This window comes from Streptomyces sp. NPDC055287 (assembly GCF_053646035.1).
The window spans coordinates 111,414-130,059 of record NZ_JBSHNE010000015.1; the positions used below are offsets into that span (position 1 = coordinate 111,414).

General features: G+C 67.9%; 17 protein-coding genes and 2 pseudogenes. 15 read left to right on the top strand and 4 right to left on the bottom strand.

The features are described 5' to 3' along the window. Nucleotides 1-155: 155 nt before the first annotated feature. Nucleotides 156-338, bottom strand: a pseudogene (locus ACWIHY_RS23635) (CBS domain-containing protein); the annotation flags it as partial. A 124-nt stretch (nucleotides 339-462) separates the two neighbouring features. Here ACWIHY_RS23635 and ACWIHY_RS23640 point away from each other — a divergent pair. The 3 genes from ACWIHY_RS23640 (at nucleotide 463) to ACWIHY_RS23650 (ending at nucleotide 3,665) form a co-directional block, all read left to right on the top strand. Continuing rightward, complete coding sequence (locus tag ACWIHY_RS23640) at nucleotides 463-1,974, top strand: cryptochrome/photolyase family protein (RefSeq protein ID WP_454377651.1); 1,512 nt, start codon at nucleotides 463-465, stop codon at nucleotides 1,972-1,974. A 405-nt stretch (nucleotides 1,975-2,379) separates the two neighbouring features. Then, a complete protein-coding gene (locus ACWIHY_RS23645) occupies nucleotides 2,380-3,078 on the top strand; it encodes a helix-turn-helix transcriptional regulator (protein WP_454377652.1) in 699 nt (232 codons plus the stop codon). 32 nt (nucleotides 3,079-3,110) lie between these two features. Continuing rightward, a complete protein-coding gene (locus ACWIHY_RS23650; protein ID WP_454377653.1) occupies nucleotides 3,111-3,665 on the top strand; it encodes a DUF3291 domain-containing protein in 555 nt (184 codons plus the stop codon). Between the two features lie 853 nt (nucleotides 3,666-4,518). Here ACWIHY_RS23650 and ACWIHY_RS23655 read toward each other — a convergent pair. Continuing rightward, a pseudogene (locus ACWIHY_RS23655) lies at nucleotides 4,519-4,947 on the bottom strand (nucleotidyl transferase AbiEii/AbiGii toxin family protein); the annotation flags it as partial. A gap of 330 nt (nucleotides 4,948-5,277) precedes the next feature. On the opposite strand from ACWIHY_RS23655, the gene ACWIHY_RS23660 reads away from it, so the two are divergent. The 4 genes from ACWIHY_RS23660 (at nucleotide 5,278) to ACWIHY_RS23675 (ending at nucleotide 7,636) form a co-directional block, all read left to right on the top strand. Further along, the gene (locus ACWIHY_RS23660) at nucleotides 5,278-5,535 is read left to right on the top strand and encodes a hypothetical protein (protein ID WP_454377654.1); all 258 of its coding nucleotides are present in this window, start codon (nucleotides 5,278-5,280) and stop codon (nucleotides 5,533-5,535) included. A 277-nt stretch (nucleotides 5,536-5,812) separates the two neighbouring features. Then, nucleotides 5,813-6,232 (top strand): hypothetical protein, encoded by a 420-nt coding sequence (locus ACWIHY_RS23665; RefSeq protein WP_454377655.1) that lies wholly within the window; start codon nucleotides 5,813-5,815, stop codon nucleotides 6,230-6,232. Further along, nucleotides 6,229-6,441 (top strand): helix-turn-helix transcriptional regulator, encoded by a 213-nt coding sequence (locus ACWIHY_RS23670; protein ID WP_454377656.1) that lies wholly within the window; start codon nucleotides 6,229-6,231, stop codon nucleotides 6,439-6,441. Before ACWIHY_RS23665 ends, ACWIHY_RS23670 begins: the two co-directional genes overlap by 4 nt. Nucleotides 6,442-6,844: 403 nt before the next feature. Further along, a complete protein-coding gene (locus ACWIHY_RS23675; protein WP_454377657.1) occupies nucleotides 6,845-7,636 on the top strand; it encodes an amidohydrolase family protein in 792 nt (263 codons plus the stop codon). 709 nt (nucleotides 7,637-8,345) lie between these two features. On the opposite strand, the gene ACWIHY_RS23680 is transcribed toward ACWIHY_RS23675, so the two are convergent. Next, nucleotides 8,346-9,569 carry a PP2C family protein-serine/threonine phosphatase gene (locus tag ACWIHY_RS23680; protein ID WP_454377658.1) on the bottom strand — a complete coding sequence of 408 codons (1,224 nt, stop codon included), beginning with the start codon at nucleotides 9,567-9,569 and terminating at the stop codon, nucleotides 8,346-8,348. Nucleotides 9,570-9,932: 363 nt separating this feature from the next. Here ACWIHY_RS23680 and ACWIHY_RS23685 point away from each other — a divergent pair, with 363 nt between their 5' ends. After that, a complete protein-coding gene (locus ACWIHY_RS23685) occupies nucleotides 9,933-10,268 on the top strand; it encodes an ANTAR domain-containing protein (RefSeq protein ID WP_454377659.1) in 336 nt (111 codons plus the stop codon). A gap of 150 nt (nucleotides 10,269-10,418) precedes the next feature. Here the strand turns inward: ACWIHY_RS23685 and ACWIHY_RS23690 are convergent, their stop codons facing one another. Continuing rightward, nucleotides 10,419-10,742 (bottom strand): DUF6875 domain-containing protein, encoded by a 324-nt coding sequence (locus tag ACWIHY_RS23690; protein WP_454377685.1) that lies wholly within the window; start codon nucleotides 10,740-10,742, stop codon nucleotides 10,419-10,421. Between ACWIHY_RS23690 and ACWIHY_RS23695 the strand changes: the two genes are divergently transcribed. The 7 genes from ACWIHY_RS23695 (at nucleotide 10,717) to ACWIHY_RS23725 (ending at nucleotide 18,634) form a co-directional block, all read left to right on the top strand. After that, on the top strand, nucleotides 10,717-10,872 hold the full coding sequence (locus tag ACWIHY_RS23695; protein WP_454377687.1) for a hypothetical protein: 156 nt from the start codon (nucleotides 10,717-10,719) through the stop codon (nucleotides 10,870-10,872). The genes ACWIHY_RS23690 and ACWIHY_RS23695 overlap by 26 nt on opposite strands. A 458-nt stretch (nucleotides 10,873-11,330) precedes the next feature. Then, complete coding sequence (locus ACWIHY_RS23700) at nucleotides 11,331-11,627, top strand: hypothetical protein (RefSeq protein ID WP_454377660.1); 297 nt, start codon at nucleotides 11,331-11,333, stop codon at nucleotides 11,625-11,627. Nucleotides 11,628-12,526: 899 nt separating this feature from the next. Then, nucleotides 12,527-13,933 (top strand): aldehyde dehydrogenase family protein, encoded by a 1,407-nt coding sequence (locus ACWIHY_RS23705; RefSeq protein WP_454377661.1) that lies wholly within the window; start codon nucleotides 12,527-12,529, stop codon nucleotides 13,931-13,933. Beyond that, the gene (locus ACWIHY_RS23710) at nucleotides 13,930-14,442 is read left to right on the top strand and encodes a hypothetical protein (RefSeq protein WP_454377662.1); all 513 of its coding nucleotides are present in this window, start codon (nucleotides 13,930-13,932) and stop codon (nucleotides 14,440-14,442) included. The genes ACWIHY_RS23705 and ACWIHY_RS23710 overlap by 4 nt, the downstream gene beginning before the upstream one ends. Before the next feature lie 85 nt (nucleotides 14,443-14,527). Continuing rightward, nucleotides 14,528-16,192: a thiamine pyrophosphate-binding protein gene (locus ACWIHY_RS23715; protein ID WP_454377663.1), complete on the top strand. Its 1,665-nt coding sequence runs from the start codon at nucleotides 14,528-14,530 to the stop codon at nucleotides 16,190-16,192. Beyond that, complete coding sequence (locus tag ACWIHY_RS23720) at nucleotides 16,189-17,565, top strand: class I adenylate-forming enzyme family protein (RefSeq protein ID WP_454377664.1); 1,377 nt, start codon at nucleotides 16,189-16,191, stop codon at nucleotides 17,563-17,565. The genes ACWIHY_RS23715 and ACWIHY_RS23720 overlap by 4 nt, the downstream gene beginning before the upstream one ends. Beyond that, complete coding sequence (locus tag ACWIHY_RS23725; RefSeq protein WP_454377665.1) at nucleotides 17,555-18,634, top strand: beta-ketoacyl synthase N-terminal-like domain-containing protein; 1,080 nt, start codon at nucleotides 17,555-17,557, stop codon at nucleotides 18,632-18,634. Before ACWIHY_RS23720 ends, ACWIHY_RS23725 begins: the two co-directional genes overlap by 11 nt. The last annotated feature ends 12 nt before the right edge of the window (nucleotides 18,635-18,646 follow it).

The following is an 18,646-nucleotide window of genomic DNA, read 5'->3' on the forward strand; positions in this document are numbered from 1 at the left end:
AGCCAGGTACAGCCGACAAGCTCAGGACACACCCTGGTACTCGACGAGCGCATACAGCGAAGCGGACTGACGGCCGGGCCTGAGAGCGCACCGGCGTCCGGAAGCGGCGCCTGACCGGTGGGATCCCGGTCAGGCGCGCAGCGCAGGGTCCGCAACTACGCCATCTGCGCGCCCATCAGCCGGATGATGAGGTCGTCGAGGCTGATCAGGCCGGTCAGCCGGCCGTCCGTGTCGCGTACGACGGCGAGCGAAGCCCTGCGGTGCTGTAGCTGCTCGACCGCGTGGGCCACGGTGTGGCTCGGTGCCAGTTCGGGGACGGGGCGGGCGCGGGCGGCCGCACGACAGGCGAGTCGCTCGGCGTGTGCAGAGTACGGCCCGCGCCGTCGTGCGCTTTGATCACTGAACAGCGCCGCATCGCGCAGCTCGTCGGCCGGGCAAGAGATCGTCAACGGAGTGCTCATCATGAATGAGGAAGAGTCGGGCACGCCCCATTGGCTGTTCGGCGATCAGCTTGGCCCCCACTTCGTGGATCCGGCACTCGGCGGCCCGCATCCGGACGCGCCGCTGGTGATGATCGAGTGCAGGAGCGTCTTCCGACGACGACGGTTCCACCGTGCCAAGGCCCACCTGATCCTTTCCGCGATGCGCCATCGAGCCGCCGAGCTCGGCGACCGTGTGCGATACGTCAAGGCGGACACCTATCGCCAGGGTCTGCGCGAGACCGTGGGCGACGACCCGGTGACCGTGCACCACCCCACGTCCCATGCTGCCCACACCTTCGTGCAAGGGCTGCCCTCCGTACGCGTGCTGCCGGCGCGCAACTTTCTCGTGGCGCACGACGAGTTCAGGAAATGGGCGGACGACCGCGGCACGAAACACCTCCGCCAGGAGGACTTCTACCGATGGGTCCGCACGACGCACGACCTGCTCATGGACGGCGACCGTCCCGCCGGCGGCCGGTGGAACCTGGACCACGACAACCGGCAGCCTCCGCCACGCGGCGCCACCGACCTGGGCGTTCCGGCCCCCTATCGTCCCCGGGAAGGCGACATCGACGCCGAAGTGCGGTCCGACCTCGACCGTTGGGCGCGTGACGGGGACGTCGAGTTCGTCGGCGAGGACGCACCACGTAGGTTTCCCGCCACGCGTCGGGAGGCACTCGCAGCGCTTCGCCGCTTCGTCGAGCACCGGCTCGCCACGTTCGGCGCGCACGAGGACGCGATGCTCGCGGGGGACGCGACGATGAGCCACAGCCTGCTCTCCTCGTCACTGAACCTCGGCCTGCTGCACCCCGCAGAGTGCGTCGAGCAGGCGGAGGCTCGATGGCGATCGGGCGACGTGCCGCTCAACAGCGTCGAGGGGTTCGTGCGACAGATCGCCGGATGGCGCGAGTACGTCTGGCATGTCTACTGGTACTTCGGCACGCAGTACCGCGCGAGCAACGCCCTGCGCCACCGTGTACCACTGCCCGACTGGTTCACGGAACTGTCCCCGGACGCGACCGACGCGAACTGTCTCAACCACGTGCTGGAGCAGGTCAAAGCGACAGGCTGGACACACCACATTCCACGCCTGATGATCCTGGGCAGCTTTGCCCTGCAACAAGGGTGGGAGCCCCGGGCTGTCACCGACTGGTTCCACCGCAGCTTCGTCGACGGCTACGACTGGGTCATGGTCCCGAATGTGGTGGGCATGTCGCAGTACGCGGACGGCGGCCGCATGACCACCAAGCCGTACACGTCCGGAGGCGCGTACATCGACCGCATGAGCGACTTCTGCGGCCCTTGCCGGTACAAGCCGTCGGTACGGGTCGGCGACGACGCCTGCCCCTACACCGCTGGGTACTGGAATCTTCTGCACCGCCACCGAGGCCGCTTCGAACGCAACGCGCGAATGACGCAGGCGGTACGGGGGCTGGACCGGCTCCCCGACCTCGAAGAGCTACTGGAGCAGGAGCGCTACCGCCGGAACTGAGACGTTCAGGGCGACTACGCCTTCACGGCGCGCCATGGCTGCAAAGAAGATCGAACTCGCAACCTGGTGCTGGAGAGACGCCCCCGCCTTGTCCCACCACCGGGAGAGGTGGGTGTAGCCGCTTCGGGGCTCGCTCGGATGGGGCGGTAAGGCGTTGGGCGCCGGTCAGGCGGTCCACCCTTGCTCCTGTCATCGGCCGACGCTGCGGGCGGCCCCTCCGGGACGGCGGTGCGGCCATGTCGTCGGCCTCTACTGAGCGTCGACTGGTTCCACAACCGCGGCCGGGGGCGGCCGTTCCACAACCGCGGCCGGGGGCGGCCGCGAGTTTGGCGCACGTCCAGTCGACCGGGGCCGCTGGCCGCCCGCTTTTCTATCACCTACCTGTGTTGTTCCTAGAATGGCTCTGTGAAGGACATCGATGCGATCGCGGTATTGCAGGATCCGGTGCGGCGCCGCCTATATGAGTACGTGGCGGCACGGGGCCGTGAGGTCGGCCGCAACGAGGCCGCCGAGGCGGTCGGGGTGACGCGCACTCTTGCTGCGCATCATCTGGACAGGCTGACTGAAGCCGGACTCCTGGAGAGCGGTAGTCGCCGCCTGACAGGCCGTTCAGGGCCGGGGGCAGGCCGTCCCGCCAAGGTGTACACACGAGTGCGGGCCGAGCTGTCGGTGTCGCTGCCTGCGCGCGACTACCGCACTGCCGCCGAGCTGCTTGCCGAGGCTGCCGAGCAGGCCGGGCTCGACGCTGGGCTGTATGCGGCCGCGCGACGCCGGGGTGAGGGCCTGCGTGGCGCGGCGGCGCCGTGCGGCGACCTCGAAGAGGCCGTGGAGACGCTGGCCGCCCGCGGCTACGAGCCGCACCTGGAGAGCGCTGACGGCGTCCAGGACGCCGAAGGCGCCGACGGGGCGGCTGCGCGCGTCATCCGTATGCGCAACTGCCCGTTTCACGCCGTCGCCGAACGCTTCCCGCCACTCGTCTGCGGCATGAATCTCGCGTTGCTGGAGGGACTGCTCGGTGCGGACGGCCCCGTCCGCGCTCGCATGGACGCTCGACCGGGGGAGTGCTGCGTGGTGGTCGAGGATTCTAAAAATAATGATCATTGACATAGAAGTGCGGGCCGTGCTGGGATGAGGTCATGACCACACCTGCGCACGCCGCCCAACTCGCCCAACTCAACGTAGCCACGCTCCGCCATCCCTTGGACGACCCGCGCGTGGCTCCCTTCGTCGAGATGCTCGATCCGGTCAACGCGGCCGCCGACGGCGCGCCTGGCTTCGTGTGGCGGCTTGTGGAGGAGGGAGCGGCCGATGCCACCGGCCTGCGCCCGGCGGGCGAGGACATCATTGTCAACCTGTCGGTGTGGGAGACCCAGGAGGCCCTGTGGGACTTCGCCTACCGCAGCGGGCACCTTGAGGTGATGCGGCGACGCCGCGAATGGTTCAAACGACACGTGGAGGCGCACCTCGTGCTCTGGTGGGTCCCCACCGGTCACCTCCCGACGGTCGGTGAAGCGCTGGAGCGGCTGGCGGACCTGCGGGCGCACGGGCCGTCGCCGCGCGCGTTCACCTTCGCCTCTTCCTACACCTCCGCCGAGGCCGCCTCGCACCTTCCGGCCATGCAGTCGGCGCAGCCGGTACAGGCCGCCCCAAGCGCGCGGCCAACGCCGGCCAGGGACTCGGCAGTGGTCTAGAACAGGGACGTTCTGCCCAGAAGGTCAGCGGCGCTGATCTTCCTGATCGTCTCCAGCCTGCAAGTCGACCCAAGGCCCCGAACGCGCCGGTCCGGGCCAAGCCACGTGCCCGCGCCCCCGTAGGCCGTCCGGACGGCGTAGTCGGTGCCAGTCTGCTGACGGGCCAAGCCAGTTGGCCAATTTGCCCACCCACGATCGCCCGCCCGGCGGGCGGTCACCGACTCTGTAGATGGCTGCCTCCTCTACCCGAGGTTGGCCGAACCCCTTGCCGCAGGCGCCGCGGTGCTGACCTGTCTGATCGGCCTCGTACGGACGGTGGCCAAAACGGCCCGGGAACGTCGCTGACCCGTGGCGGCCCGCAAGTTCGCCCGGTCCGAGGGGATCCCTCATCGACCGCCTGGGGTACCCCTCTGTCTGAGGCTCTTGCGCGGAAGGACGACCAGCCCCGTAAGGCTGACTGAGGCGACGGCGTGTCTCAGCACCTGTGCTCGGCGCTTCCACTACTGTCGCCGTCGCGGCATTGGTCTGCTGTTCCACCGCGAGCCCTCGGCCCATCGAGCTCCAGGCGCTGGCGAAGAGGCTCGGCCTCGACCACCACGATCCAGCAACCTCACACGACTGCACAGTGCCTGTTCCTCACGTTCCGCGGGCCGACGGGACCGAGGTCGATCTCCTCCAGCTACTCGCGCCGCTCCGACGACATTGCCCCGGCCGACGACTCGACCGGCAGCCCCTCGGCACGCCGCTGCTCGATCTCCACCGCCTTCCGTGCTGACCCTAGCTTCGCTGGTGTACGGGGTCTGCTTCAGTGCGGGCGAACCGGAGCTCCGGTCAGAGGTTGTCGGGGTCCTCGTCAATCTTCGGGATCCTCGTCAATCTGTAGACGTGCACCGATGTCGGTGGCCCAGTCCAGAGCCCACGTCCGCAAGGCGTCGATCTGCTCGGGCTCGAGGCCGTATTCGGCGTAGTCCTGGTCGTCCCACCACTCCGCACCGGCGAGGCGGTCGTGAAGATCGTCCAGACTGAAAGCGAACCGCGCGTGGCGACGACCGAGGTTCTCGAGGTCGGCCTTCGAGCGGTGCTGAGAGGCGGCGTGGACGTCGATCAGATCGCGGACCGCGCCTCTGTCGGCAAGCGCCCGCACCTTTGTTCCGATCACGTTGTCCAGCGACAGGACCGGGCCGTACTCGCTGGACTTCGGCGGGTGCCAGAGCTCTTTCAGGACATCGACTTCGCACTGTTCGCCTGTGCCGGGGTCGGTGACCAGGAGCCGGCCGGAGAGTGCTCCGATCTTCTTCCCGCGCGCAAGCACGTGCACACCGAGCCCGCCTGGAGCAACGCTCGCGGCCCCCCGACCTGCGGTCGTCGCTGCGCCGTCTCCAGCTTCTGCCATGGGTCACAGGTCGAGCACGGCGCGGACAGCCTGCTCAACGCGCTTGCACCGACCGCGCCCCATTGTCGGGCGCGGCCCACGGACTTTTTGTCGGCGAAGTTGTCCACAGATCCCGGATCACCTCGTCCGCCACCAGTACAAGCTGCCCTCCCAGGAAGACGTCCTGCCAGCGCAGGACGCGCTCCTGGTCGCCCCGCTCACCTCCAACACGCTCGCCAAGTGGGCCACCGCCTCAGCGACACACTGGCGCTCGGCTTGATCACCGAGGGCAGCGGTCTGGGCCTGCCGATCGTCGCGCTTCCCCTCTTCAACGACGCCCAGGCCGCGCACCCGGCCATCCCCGGGCACGTCGACGTCCTGCGCGAAGCGGGCGTCACAGTGCTGCTCGGAGAGGGCGGCTTCGCGCCGCACCGGCCTCGCCACGGCGACCTCGACGCGCATCCGTGGCAGGCCGCCCTCGACGCCCTCCCAGCCTGATTCCACACGCTGACGGGCCGCCCGGAAGATCCGGCGGCCCGTCAGCGTGTCCTACCTTCCGAGCGCGCGCGGCGCCCTCGCCGCGCTGGCGAAGCTGCACGACCTGGCGCGGGCCGGGTCGTAGTTGCTCTCGGGGGGCCAGGGCGGATCCGTGCAGGATCCTCCGTTAGCGCCGCGCCCGGTGATGCCTTCGCCGGACCGGCGACGACCGTCAACTACCCTTGTCCATTTGACAAGGACCATTTACATTGAGACAAGTTCCCTTTACGTTTGCCACATGGAGAAAACACCAGAGAACCGCCAGAGCCGAAGCGACACGGCCCGCGTCCGCGCGTGGTTCCTCGACTGGTTGCCGGCGGTCATCGTTCTCGGGTTGCTCAGCTTGATCTCAGAATTCGGCCTCTTCGGTTCGGCGGACTCATGGAAACTGTTGTGGTCGCTGCTGAACCTCGCCCCGGGGCTGTGGATTGTGCGGGCCGTGATCAGGAGCTTGCGCCGCGCCGACGAGTACCAGCGTCGTTGCCAGCTCGAGGCCCTGGCGATCGGGTTCGGCGTGCTGATCATGGCGATCTACACCGTCGGACTTCTCCAGGCGGCCGGGGTGGGCGACCTGCGCCAGCTGGTCCAGCTCAGCTTCATCGGAAGCGTCCTGATCTGGATCGCAGCCCTGCTGTTCAAGACCCCGCGAACCCGGTGAAGAACCGGCTCAGGGAACTGCGGGCGGTGCGCCGTTGGAGTCAGGCCGACCTCGCTGACCGCCTCGAGGTGTCCCGGCAAACGGTCTACGCCATCGAAACGGGCCGCTACGACCCGAGCCTGCCGCTCGCGTTCAAGGTCGCCGCCGTGTTCGGCGAACCGATTGAGGGTCTTTTCTTCCCGGACGAAGACACGGACTGCAAACCGTGACCGCCGGTTGCGGCAGCGGCTGCGCGCGGCGCTCCGGCGGCGCTTACGACGGCAGCTCGCTGCCAGCGAGCCGGCAGGAACGCCGAACCTGTTCATAAGCGCTGTCAGCTATGCGGGTCCGTCGGCGTGTGGCGGAAGAAGGTGCGGATCTCGGCGGCGCATGCGAGAGCGATGCACACGCACACAGCGATGGCGGCTGTGCCGATTAGTGATTCCGAACCGAAGCTCTCCCTGGTGATCGAAGTCGGGAAGACAGTGGCGATGGCGAGTTCTCCCCAGGGCAAGGACTACCAGCCAGGCGGTGCGTACGGCACAGAGTGTGCCCGCCCGCGCCTTGTCCAGCCCTAGCAGTGCCGCAGCGACGACCAGGGCATACAAGATCCCGCTGGTCATTGACGCGTGGATGCAGCACCCGACGTTGCGTCATTCCAACCACGAGATGTTCGAGTCGCTGCGCCGGTGGACCGGCCGCCAGCCGCTGGAGGAACCGCTGCCGGTGGAGGTGACCCTCGGGGCGCTGAAGGCCGCCGACGTGGAGATCGGTCTGTCGGCGGCCTGGTACGGGCCGCAGGGGGCGTTGATCAGCAATGACGAGGTGGCTGGCTTTGTGGCGCAATCCGGTGGCCGGCTGCGTGGTGTTGCGGGTGCTGACCTGCACCGCCCGATGGAAGCGGTGCGCGAGTTGCGGCGGGCGGTCCAGGAGCTGGACTTCGTGGGCTTGCGGATCGTGCCGTGGCTCTGGGGCCTGCCGCCGACCGACCGCCTCTACTACCCGCTGTACGCGGCGTGCGCGGAGTTGGGCGTGCCCTTCTGTACGCAGGTGGGGCACACCGGGCCGCTGCGGCCGTCCGAGACCGGCCGCCCCATCCCCTACATCGACCAGGTCGCGCTCGACTTCCCGGAGCTGACCATCGTCTGCGGGCACATCGGCTACCCCTGGACGACGGAAATGATCGCCGTGGCAGACAAACACGCCAGCGTCTACATCGACACCAGCGCCTACACCGCGCGCCGCTACCCGGCCGAGCTGGTGGAGTACCTGCGCGGCCGGGGGCGGCGCAAGGTCCTCTTCGGCACCAACTACCCGATGATTACTCCTGCCCAGGCGCTGGAGCACCTGGACAGCCTGCAGCTGGACGACGAGGCCCGCGCGCTGTTCCTGTCCGGCAACGCCCGCCGCGTCTTCGCCCTGTAGGGCCTGTGGCGTACTGCAGACAGGGTGCTCCTACAGCGGCGTGCACCCTGCTCGAATCACCGAGAGCGAAGGTATGGCACTGATGAAGCAGTTGAACTCGGCCGGCCCGCAGCATGCAGCGCCGGGCCGGGCCGGTGGGAGAATCTGGATGTCCTTATCGTCGACGACGGCAGGTTCAGCATCCGTCTGGAGGCGGAAGCTGACGACGGTCACAGCGCTGAGCAGCAGGCGAAGCAGGCGGCGGCTGCCGCCTTGCGCAGGGCGGGCTTCAGCGGGGATGAGGCCCTGCTCGGCCCGGCGGCGGTCATCAAGATCGGCACACAACTGCGCCCGGCCGGAGCATTAGAGCTGTGTAGGTCGTGGCCCCTTGGGCTCTGCGGTGGTGCGGCTTGGGGTGGGGGCCCCGGGCCAGGCGCGGTCCGTTGGGGCCCCCACAGCGCGCAATCCGAAGTCCCCGGATGGCACGCTTCGACCGGCTCAACATCGCGGGTGGGCTCCGGGTTACGGGCCGGTCGGGTGAAGCGTGGTGGGCGGCTGTTCGGTCAGGGCAGGGTTGTTGGGGGTGGGGCATGCTGGCGGGCAGGTGCCTGTGGTGGCGTCGGCGGGCCGGCGTGGTGCGGGGCCATCCAACGACCCTCCGTTCCCGCACCACGCTGTCCCCTCCAGCCGCCTTCCACCTGCCTTGCTAGGTCCCACTGTGGCGGGTTGGTCAGAGCCGGACGATGACGAGGGCGATGTCGTCGCGGGCTCCGCCGCTGACGTCGAGTTGTGTCAGGACAGCGTCTGCGAGGCGCTCCGCTCCGAGATGGCGGTACCGGCTCAGTGCGTCGGTGAGGCGGATGAGGCCGGTATCGATGTCTTCGCCTCGGCGTTCGATGAGGCCATCGGTGTAGAGAACGAGCGTGGCGTTGCGGCCGTAGGAGCGGCTGGCCTGAGGGCGCGGTACGTGTTCCGGGCGGGCACCCAGTGGTGGGTCGGTGGCCTGGTCGAGGAGGTCGTAGGTCCCGTCGGCGTGCATCAGGACGGGCGGGGGGTGCCCGGCGCTGCTGTAGGTGATCAGCCGGCGGCTGGTGTCGATCACACTCTGGGCTGCGGTGGCGGCAAGAGCCCCTTCGACGGAGCGCGCGTACAGGCCCAGTACTTCCAGTGCGTTCGCGGGTCCCGCTGCGGCCCGCACCGCGGCACTGAGGGCGCTGCGGAGCATTCCCATGACTGCGGCGGCTTCCAAGCCGTGGCCGACGACATCGCCGACCCCCACGGCGAAGCGGCCATCTGGGAGGTCCACGATGTCGTACCAGTCGCCGCACACGTTCAGTGATCCGACGGCTGGCAGGTAGCGCACCGCGATGTCCTGGTGCTTGACCAGGTCCGGGGCATGGAGCATGGCCTCTTGCAGGGTGATTGCCACCTGACGTTCCCGGGTGTGTGCCTCGCGTAGCTCGTCGTTGAGCCGCTGCAGGTCGCGGGCACGCGCGTACAGTTCGGCCTCCATCCCCTCTTCGCGCTCGCTCACCGCCTGGCGCCGATGGCGGACCTTCACGAACGCGGTCACGTCCTCGACCCGGTGGATGATCCAGGCCACTGCTCCCTGCGGCGTGAGAACTGGGGTATTGATCGTCGACCACCAGCGCTTCTCGAACGCCCCGGGCCGGCCCTGAAGCGGGATGTCGTATCGCAGCAGCGCAAGGGAGTCCGGCTCGCCGGAGGCCAGGACTCGTTGCAGGGAGACCTCAAGGTGCGACCCTCCGTCGGCCTCGGGATCAGCGGGATTGTCGGGAAAGGCGTCGAAAACGTAGCGCCCGATCAGATCCTCCCGCGTGCGCCGTGTCGCCAGAAGGTAGGCGTGGTTGACATCGCGGATGACGAAGAGCCTGTCGAGCACCAGATAGGGGCTGGGCGTGGCGGCGAACACCGCCGCGTAATCGAGGGTCATGGCATCACACGCTTCCCCGCTGTTGTCGTCAGATCCCGCACATTGATCAATCTACGAGGCGTGCCCTACGTTCGCCCGGCGTCGACGCTTGCCTCTCATCCATCCAGATCACCAGTCATCCCTGCGCTCTCTCCCGGACGGACCGGAGCCCGGCTGCCGCGACGGTATACAGGTGTGAACGAGGCCGCTGTGGGTGACTCGGCAGGGGAGAGGTTGGGAAAACAGCCTCTCGGGCTCTCGCTGACCATGGTCGGCGAAGAGCCCTCTCACATCTATGTGCTCTTCTCGCCGCCCTGAAAGTGTCTTGCTATTCCCGTCCGAGGCAGGCGTACTGGAAACCTCGCCTCTGCATGGAGACCGGTCGTGACGACTTCCCGCGTACAGCGGCCCCTGCCCGACGACACGCGTGACGCCACGGCGGACCGCCTTCAGCAGGAGAACACCCAGCTGCAGCATGCCGTCGACTCCCACGCGACGGTCGACCAGGCCATCGGTGTCCTCATCGCCACCCACCGGATACCGTCGGCCCCCGGGTTCGAGGTGCTGCGCGAGGTGTCCCAGCGCACCAACACCAAGCTGCACACGGTCGCACAAGCGGTGATCGACTGGGCGCTGGGGCAGCCACTGCCCCAGCCGGTGGGCCAGGAGCTGGACGCGGCCGTGCAGCGGCACTCGCGCCACAAGGACCAGCTCACGTAGGGCAGTCTGGAGTTCAGGGCCTCCCCGCGGTCTGATCTGACTGGCCGTTGCCCGCTGCGGTCGCGACCGCAGCTTCGCCGTCCTCGGTGCCAACTCCCGCTGACGCTGTTTCGTTCCTGGGCGACCGCGGGCACCCTGTGACCGCCCGAGTCAGCCCAGCGGGAGTGGCCCTGAACTGTCAGCTCTGGCGTGGCTTCCCGGCTGCGGCGTAGTGGCGGTAGGCCCTGGCGGGCTTGGCAGGGGTCCGGCCTTCTTCGTGCAGTTGCCGAAGTGTTCCCGGTAGGCGGCGAAGTGGTGTTGCTCGGTGGTGAACCGGACGTCGTGCGGGGAGATGCGCCGCACAACGATGAGCGGCACGGGGGAGACGTTGACGGCGAAGTGCGGGTTGTGGACCGAGGGTGACCGGCATTCGGGGTGAGCGGGACCAGCTCGTCGGCGGAGTGGAGCTGTGACGCGCGCCCTGAGCGCATTCACCGTGATGTTGAAGTGGATGGTGCGCCTGGCCGAGGTGACACCAATCGCCTTGCCCACGGGCGCCGGCTACCGGATGACATTGATTTCAGGCAGCTCCATCGGGTGCTCATCACCGAGCTCGCTCGAATGACTCGACGGGCCAGTTGCCGAGCCTGGGCCCATCGTGCATCAGTGGACGGGGCAGCTCTGGACCATCGATCAGCGTTCTCCGCACTGCTCATCGCCCTGCTGGCGGCAGCCGCACCCCTCACGAACCGCGATCTGCACCCGGCACGAGAGCGGCCACCGCCGAGACCCAAGCAAGACCAGGAGCAGGAGCCGTCCCGCCCGGGGGAACGAAGAGCCAAATCGCTGACCCGGCACACGGGAGCAGGCCGACCTCGACCGTCGGCCAACTCCTCCAGCACAAGCTCCTGGAACGTTCTGATGCCGCCCCGGAAACCATCGCCCTCACCACCGAGGGCACCAACTGCGTCCTGTCTGGGGCAAGCGTGAGCGACCACATCAACCGGCCCCCCTGGCGGCAACGTCACCTTCCACATCGGTGAGAACGCTGGGAACATCGCGGCAAACAGCCGCGCTTGCACCATGAACGCCGCCACAACGAAGGACGGCATCGACCCCGCAGCCGCCGTCATGCTTGCCCGTGCGCTGCGCCAGGCCGCCCCGATCCTGGACCTGCCCGAGGACGAGGCGACCGAGTTCACCGAGCTGGCCACCCGCATCGAGCAGGAAGGCGTCGGCGGCTCTCCCGACCCGGGCCGACTTCAGCGATGGGGCGCCTCGGTCATCGGCATCCTGAACTCACCGGTAGTCAGCGGCGCTCTGGGCAGCGTGCTCGCCGCCTACACCGGCACCGTCCTTCCGGGACTTCCCAGCAGCTGACAATGCTGCACCCGGCAGGGGCGAGAAAAGTCGTGCGCAGGGCAAGCCCTCCTGGAGCTGCGCGTCAAGACCGGCATCCGCTGGGACAAGGCCGAAGTGACCGGTGAACTGCTCCGCATGGCACGCACGCTGACAGCATCCTGCGCGACGCGCTGACCGCCTGCGCTCAAAGAGCGGGTGCCAGCACCTGAGGCCGTGCGAGGGGCTGTGCCACAGCTGGCACCGCCACTCGCGCGGCCTCCGACACGGCTACGCCGCTGCCCATTCATTCACCTTCGCCGAACTCCGGGGCTGTCGCGCGGGGCGGGAAGTGGGGCGAGATCAGGCATCACCGCACGGTTCACCCCGTCGGATCGTCTCTGGGGCTGGAGGGGCGAGATGGCGCAATCTCTTCCTCCGTTGTGCTTCCGACGCATCGATCCGGCCAAGCTAGAGTCTCCCCCTGGGGGGTCGTCGCATTTTCCGGTCAGTTCGACGAGCATCCGCAATCCCGACGCTCACCACCGAAGACGTGCGCGATGTCAGCAGTGTCAGATCGGATCGACGCTGCGATTTCCCCCGGTTTGGCGGGGGTATAGTTTTCGGTCACTCATTCGGCCAGCCGACTCTGGCATGCAGTGGCGTAATAGTCCCCCAGTCGGTGCATTGGTCTACCGGACGTGCTCCTGGGCCTGCTGATCTTCGTCCGCAGTCAACTCAATTGGTTATCGCAAACAGGGCATAGCGGGCGCACGCCAGTATGTGGTCGACCTCCTGATTCGCCGTTGACAAGGGCAGGGAACCTGTAGAGGCTGTTGAAGTCGAAAAGGCGGAGATGTATCCGATCTCGATGTGTGCGAAGGCGCCGCGGAGTCGCTGAACCGACGAGCCGTCGCGAGCACTGCTAAAGCAATGCTCGCATGTCCACGGAACTCTGGGCGGCAGCTGGTGTGGGTCGCATGGCATGGGCGTCGTCCCTGCGTGAAGAATTCGGCAGCTCGGTTTATTGCCTGGTTGTGTTCGTGATCCTTCGCAACTGCACGTCGAAACATGGGCAATCCGAGTCGAGAGGGGAAGCAGTGCATAGTGCGTCTTCCGGAAGTCAGACCATCGACGCGGGGCTCGATCTGGGCCACATAGAATTTCTGTGCACCACTTGGGCGGAATGGCTCCTGGAACGGTCGGAAGATCTGTTAGGTCTGCTCACATCAATGGCCACCCGGGACAGTGCTGTAGCCGAGCTTGATTCCGCGATCACCACGCTGCGCGGAGGCCGGCGGGAGGCGGAGCAGTTCTCCGGCCACGGTGGGGGGCGCGTCTGTGCTTTCCTGCCGTCGAACAACGTGTTCTACTCCTATGTTCTGTTCGGTCTGATGCCCGGGCTGTGGAGCGACGAGGTGCTGATACGGCCATCGGCTCGGACCCGAGACGTGGTGCTCCCTCTCCAAGACCTTCTGAAGGACATGCCTCACAACCCGGTTTCTTTAATCGATGTTTCCCAGCGGAAGTTCGTAGAGCTGTGCCGGGTGGCACGGATGGTGGTGTTTACAGGGCGTTACGAGAACCTGCTCAGCATCAGAGAGGCGATTCCCGCCGACATCCCCATTCTTGGCTTTGGATCCGGCCCCAATCCGGTGGTAGCCGGGCCTTTTGCGGATGTCTCGGAAGTGGTCCGCGCAACGGTCGAGGCTCGCCTCTTCAACGGAGGCCAGGACTGTCTCTGCCCGGACCTTCTGATCGCCCATACCTCGTTGTACCCGGAAATACGTGAAGAGCTGTCCGCGGCATTCGGTCGCATTCCCCGTGCCCCCCGGGAACAGTCCGGCCTGATCTCCCCTGCTCTCTTCTACGACGACGCATTCGACGCAGCAGTAGAATTCATCGAATCACATCGGGGAAAAGTATTCAGTGGCGGACGTATCGATGTGCAGAGCAGCTGGCTGGAGCCCACAGTCCTTGAGTTCCCACACCTTTCGGAGACCCATCCGCCTGAACTCTTCTCTCCGGTACTGTGCCTGGCCGCTTATGCAGACGCGTCCGAAGTCCGCGCCTGGCTGGAGAGCGAGACGGAAACCGCACGCGGTATGTACGTCAGTGTCTACGGCGAACCCGCACTGCAGGACTCCGTCCTCGGGATGTCCGTGAACTGCGGCCCGCGCACCGCCTTCGACGTCGAGGACGGCAACCAGCCGTTCGGGGGCTACGGCGAACGAGCCAGCGCACTCTGGCAAAAGGGTGAGGTGGTGGCGCGCCCCCTTCTCCTGTCTCGGGAAGCGGGACGGCATCCGTCGGAAGACGTCTCGCCTATATCAGGTGTTGCCCGATGACCGGCATCGCGCAGCGACGGGTGAGCCGTCATGAGCCCGTCGTCCGCGTCCTGCACGGAGCTCCCGCGCAGCCGCCGGGGGCGTCGTCCGCACGGGTGGCACGCGTCCCGGAGCCTCCCTGGTGGAGTGACGCGCCGGCCGCAGTCGCCGACGTTCTGGCCGGCTTTCCCAGCCTCACCAGCCACACACCGTTGCACTTCGCGGTCGCCGAGTACTGCGCCGTGGCCGGCGAGCTGTATACCCGGCGCGTCGAGGGCCGTAAGCACCGGCTGCGCCCGTCGGCGTCCACAGAGCTGGAACCCAGTCGGCTGCTGATGGCGCACTCGGACGGCTCACTCGCGTACTACGAGGCGTACTTCCACTGCGGCCCCCAGGACGCGGGCTCAGCCGAACAGGCCGCGTGGGCCGCTCTCGCGTTCGGCTCGTCGAGCAGCGCGGCCGTCCTGCGGATCCGCTGCTCGGATTCCCTGTTCGAGCTGACCGCGGAGCTCATGACCGTGACTCCGTGACTCGCGAACCGCGGCTACGGATTCGATGCACACATGTGCAGGACAGAAAGGGTGACCGTCAGTGTCGAAGGGGTTCTGGGACCGTATGGCTGCGGAGTTCAGCTGCCTGGGTATCGACATGGTGATGGGATTCCCCTCCGATCTTCCGTCGCTCGTCGATGCGGCCTGCCGGCGGAAGGACACCCGCGTGCTCGTACCGCGGGACCAGCGCACGCTGGGCTGCGTGGCTGCCGGGTACGTGCGGACGAAACATCGGCCTGTCGTGATCGAAGTATCCACGGGCCCCTCCGTCCTCAACGCACTAACCGGCCTGGCGGAGCTGGCTTCACTCCGGCTGCCCGCGGTGCTCGTCACCTCGGCGACCGCCCGGGACCAGCGGGGCAGGGCCGCATTTCAGGAACTGTCGCAGCGCGAACTGTTGGGCCAGTTCTCGGTCTGGTACCACGTCCTGGCCACCGGCGATCAACTGCGCTGGGCGGTCGAGTCGGCCGTGTGGCAGACCACGGGCCCCCGGCCGGGCATTGCCGTCATCGAAATCCCCGCCGACGTGGCCGAAGTCCCTCTGCCCGCTGCCGTCAACGGTGACGCCGTCCTCGTACGGCCATCTACAGCCCGCCGGACTCCCACTCCCGCGGAGGAATCGCTCCTGTACGCCGGGGCCCTGCTGGAACGCGCCCTGCGGCCGATCGTCGTGGTGGGCGGCGGAGCGCATGCTGCGGGTGCCGGCCCGGCCGTGTGGGAGCTCGCCAGAAAACTGGACGCGCCAGTGTTCGCGACGGCCAGCGGTCGAGGAACGGTGCCTGAGGTCGGCAATCGGTTCCACGAAGCCGGCGACAACTTCTGCGGTCTGCTCGGTCTTTACCGCGAATCGGCCATGGACGACACGCTCCGGCGAAGTGATCTCGTGCTTGCCTTCGGTACACGGATGGAGGAGACCGCGCGGGACGGCTGGGACGAACTTCTGGGTGACACACCCGTTGTGCGGGTCGATACGGACCACGAGGCGCAGCTCTTCGGCCCCCCGGCCGAGTGCTTTCTCGACGGCGACGCCGCTCATACTGCCGAGTTGCTGCTCCTGGAAGTGGCGCGTCAGGCAAAGCCGACGAGGGAGCCCTGGCCGGAAGAGTGGCGCGCTTGCAGGGACCAGGTGTTCAAGCAGTGCGACGCGTCGGGGCTGGTGCCCGCGACTTTGCGTGCCCTGTCCCGCGAGTACGGAGACGGCCGTTGGTGCGTCGTTCAGGAAAACGGACTGCAGGACCTGTGGGGTTACCACTATGCCTGCCTGCAACTGGGTCCCGCGGGGACGGCACTCACGCCGGGCGAGCAAACCATGATGGGTTTCGCGCTTCCCGCCGCGGTGGGCGTGCGTCTCGCGGATCCCACCCTGGAGACGGTGGTGACATGCGGCGACGGTGCTCTGGAGATGAGTCTTGCCGCACTGGCCACGGCCAGGCAGGCCGGTATCGGCCTCACGGTCGTGACGTGGGACAACGGTGGTTGGGGCTGGCCGCGCGCCGAGCGGGACGCCACCGCTTCCCTCATGTCGTTCGACGACCGCTCGCGAAGTCTGCCCGCCCTTGAGCGGATGTTCGACGATACGCAGAGGGTCGAGGTGCCCGAACAGCTGGAGCATGCCCTGGCGCGAGCCCGCGAGCATGCCCGCGCGGGTCGTCTGGCCTTGGTCGTGGTCCCTGCGGATGACTCGCATCTGTCTCAGGCGGCACAGCGGGGTCTGGGGCACACGGCATGAGTCACCGGTCCTCAGCGGTCCGTCTCGTGGTGGACGGGGAGCCGGCCGATTCCCTGGTGCTGCGGCGCGCCGTCGACGACGTGACGCGTGCGGTCGCCAGGGCGGGAGCGCAGCCGGGCCTGGGTGTCCTCGCCCCTACGACCAGCGGAATCGCCTTCCTGGCCGCAGCCGACGCATGTCGGCGCACCGGCGCCACTCTTGTTCTGCACTCCCCGTATGCGCGCACCTCCTGGCTTCCGGTCGCGTGCGAGGTGAGCGAGGGCCCGCCGGGCCCGCAGGTGACGCCCCGGTCGGTCGCCGCGCAGGACCGCTTTCCCGCCGACACGGCGGTCGCCTGCTTCACTTCGGGCAGCACCGGTGATCCTCGATTGGTCCTGCTCAGCGAGCAGAGCCAGGAGTACCAGTACCGGGTCACAGCCGAGCGCATGGGAACCGATGACACTGACCAATTGTGCCTCCCCCTGCCGCTCAGCCACGCGTACGGATTCAGTGTCCTGGGGATGGCTCGCCTGACCGGTGCTCGGCTGTGGGTCGAGACGACGAACGACGCCCTCACCGTCATGCACAGGCTCACCTCCAACGGCATCACGACGCTCGACGGAGTGCCCGGTCTGTACGCGGCGCTGCTCTCCCGCCTGGAGCGGTTTCCCGAGAAGCGCCGGGCGTTCGCCCGGCTGCGGTTCCGCGGTTGCGGAGGGGAACCGCTGCCGGCCTGGATCGAGGAGGGATGCGCGCGGTGGGGAGCACCACTGCATAACGGGTACGGACTTACCGAGGCCGGACCCAACGTGGCGCTCAACGCACCCGGACACTTCCACCCCGGCACAGTCGGCCTGCCCCTGCCGGGCACCGAGGTGATGATCGAGCAGAGCCGCGACGAACTGCTGGTCCGAGGTCCGGGCGTTATGTCCGGCTACTTCGGGGCCAGTCGTCGGCCGCAGCCGCGCTCCGACGGCTGGCTGGCCACGGGTGATCAGGCCGAGTGGCGGGGCCCCGCACTCCACATAGTGGGCCGGCTCGACCACCGCGTCACCATTCACGGAGAGACGGTCATCCCCGCCGACGTCGAGGCGCTCGTGAGTAACCGCTGCTCGGTCGGCGAAGTGGTGGTGGACGCCGTCGTCGACCGGCGGGGCACGACAAGGCTGGGCGCGATGGTGGTGTCGGCCGGTGAGACCGACCTCGCGCCATGGCGGGTGGCCGTCCGGGACCTGTTGCCGCCCGCGTTGCGCCCGCGCGTGGTCGTACCCGTCGAAGAACTCCCACGCCTGACCAGTGGCAAGCTTGACCGTGGTGCCGTGCGATCCGTGCTGTCCGAACACGCCGAAGCGGGCCGGAGTATGGCCGCGCAAGGAGCGCACCATGCCGACTGAGCACATCCACGGACGGCCGCGTGCGCTGATCACCGGCATCGATGCCCGCTTCGCAGAGCACCAAGGTGCCGACGGCCTGTGGCACGCGGCCGTGAAGGAGGGCGCGTACGCGGCGTCGCCGCCTCCCTGGTCGAAGCCCGCTCTCCTCTCCACCGTCATCGACGGGGCGCTCGCCGACGCCGGGTTCCCACCCAGTCAGGCCCGTTCCGATGCCGGTGTGTCCGTCCTGCTGTGCGCGCAGGCCGCCGTCGGGAACGCGTCGCTCTCGCCCTTTCTGCACGGCGCCGACACGGCGGTGCTGACCACCCGTGCAGGACTGGCTCCGGTCACCGTGGTGTCCCACGCGTGCGCCACCGGCGGTTTCGCCATCCGCCTGGCGGTGCAGATGCTCGTCACGGGTCAGTGCGACGTCGTCGTCGTGGCGGGCGCCTCGGTTCCCGACCTCATGGAGGAGATCAGTCTTGACGCTGTCGGTGTGCTTTCCCGGAGCACCGTACGACCACTCGACACGGAACGTGATGGCATGGCTATCGGCCGCGGTGCCTTAGCCCTCGTACTCGAACGGGCTGATGACGCGGCGCGCCGCGAGGTCACCGGGGCCGTCGGGGTCGCCGCCACCGCATGCCTGGTGAAACCGAGCCGGACCGAATCCGACCCACGCGCCGTGGGTGCAGTACTGCGCGCGGTGTTGGGCCCGGCGGACGGCCCCGACGGCTCGTACATCGACGCGATCTGTGCCCATGCCACAGGCACCGCGCTCGGTGACGCGGTGGAGTTGAAGGAACTGGCCTTGCTCGGAGAGGAGCGAGGCTGGACGGAGGTACCGGTCTTCTCCCACAAGGGGGCCCTCGGGCACCTTCTGCACACTTCTGCTCTAGCGGCTGTCGCTCACGCGGTGGAAGCCATACGGAGATCCGTCGTGCCGGGCACCCCTGGATGCCGTACCCCGATGACGGCGGCTACGGGGGTGCGCGTCAGCACGAAGAGTTTCCCACGCCCCTTGGGGCGCGTCCTGGTCAACTCCTGTGGGTTCGGCGGCAACTACGCCTCCGTTCTCCTCGAAAAGTAACGCGCACGGAAG

Excerpts from the sequence above, each read along its gene's own strand:
- ACWIHY_RS23640 (WP_454377651.1), top strand. The coding sequence starts at position 463 with ATGAATGAGGAAGAGTCGGGCACGCCCCATTGGCTGTTCGGCGATCAG.
- ACWIHY_RS23650 (WP_454377653.1), top strand. The coding sequence starts at position 3,111 with ATGACCACACCTGCGCACGCCGCCCAACTCGCCCAACTCAACGTAGCC.
- ACWIHY_RS23665 (WP_454377655.1), top strand. The coding sequence starts at position 5,813 with ATGGAGAAAACACCAGAGAACCGCCAGAGCCGAAGCGACACGGCCCGC.
- ACWIHY_RS23675 (WP_454377657.1), top strand. The coding sequence starts at position 6,845 with ATGCAGCACCCGACGTTGCGTCATTCCAACCACGAGATGTTCGAGTCG.
- ACWIHY_RS23680 (WP_454377658.1), bottom strand. The coding sequence starts at position 9,569 with ATGACCCTCGATTACGCGGCGGTGTTCGCCGCCACGCCCAGCCCCTAT.
- ACWIHY_RS23700 (WP_454377660.1), top strand. The coding sequence starts at position 11,331 with ATGAACGCCGCCACAACGAAGGACGGCATCGACCCCGCAGCCGCCGTC.
- ACWIHY_RS23705 (WP_454377661.1), top strand. The coding sequence starts at position 12,527 with ATGTCCACGGAACTCTGGGCGGCAGCTGGTGTGGGTCGCATGGCATGG.
- ACWIHY_RS23710 (WP_454377662.1), top strand. The coding sequence starts at position 13,930 with ATGACCGGCATCGCGCAGCGACGGGTGAGCCGTCATGAGCCCGTCGTC.
- ACWIHY_RS23715 (WP_454377663.1), top strand. The coding sequence starts at position 14,528 with ATGGCTGCGGAGTTCAGCTGCCTGGGTATCGACATGGTGATGGGATTC.
- ACWIHY_RS23720 (WP_454377664.1), top strand. The coding sequence starts at position 16,189 with ATGAGTCACCGGTCCTCAGCGGTCCGTCTCGTGGTGGACGGGGAGCCG.
- ACWIHY_RS23725 (WP_454377665.1), top strand. The coding sequence starts at position 17,555 with ATGCCGACTGAGCACATCCACGGACGGCCGCGTGCGCTGATCACCGGC.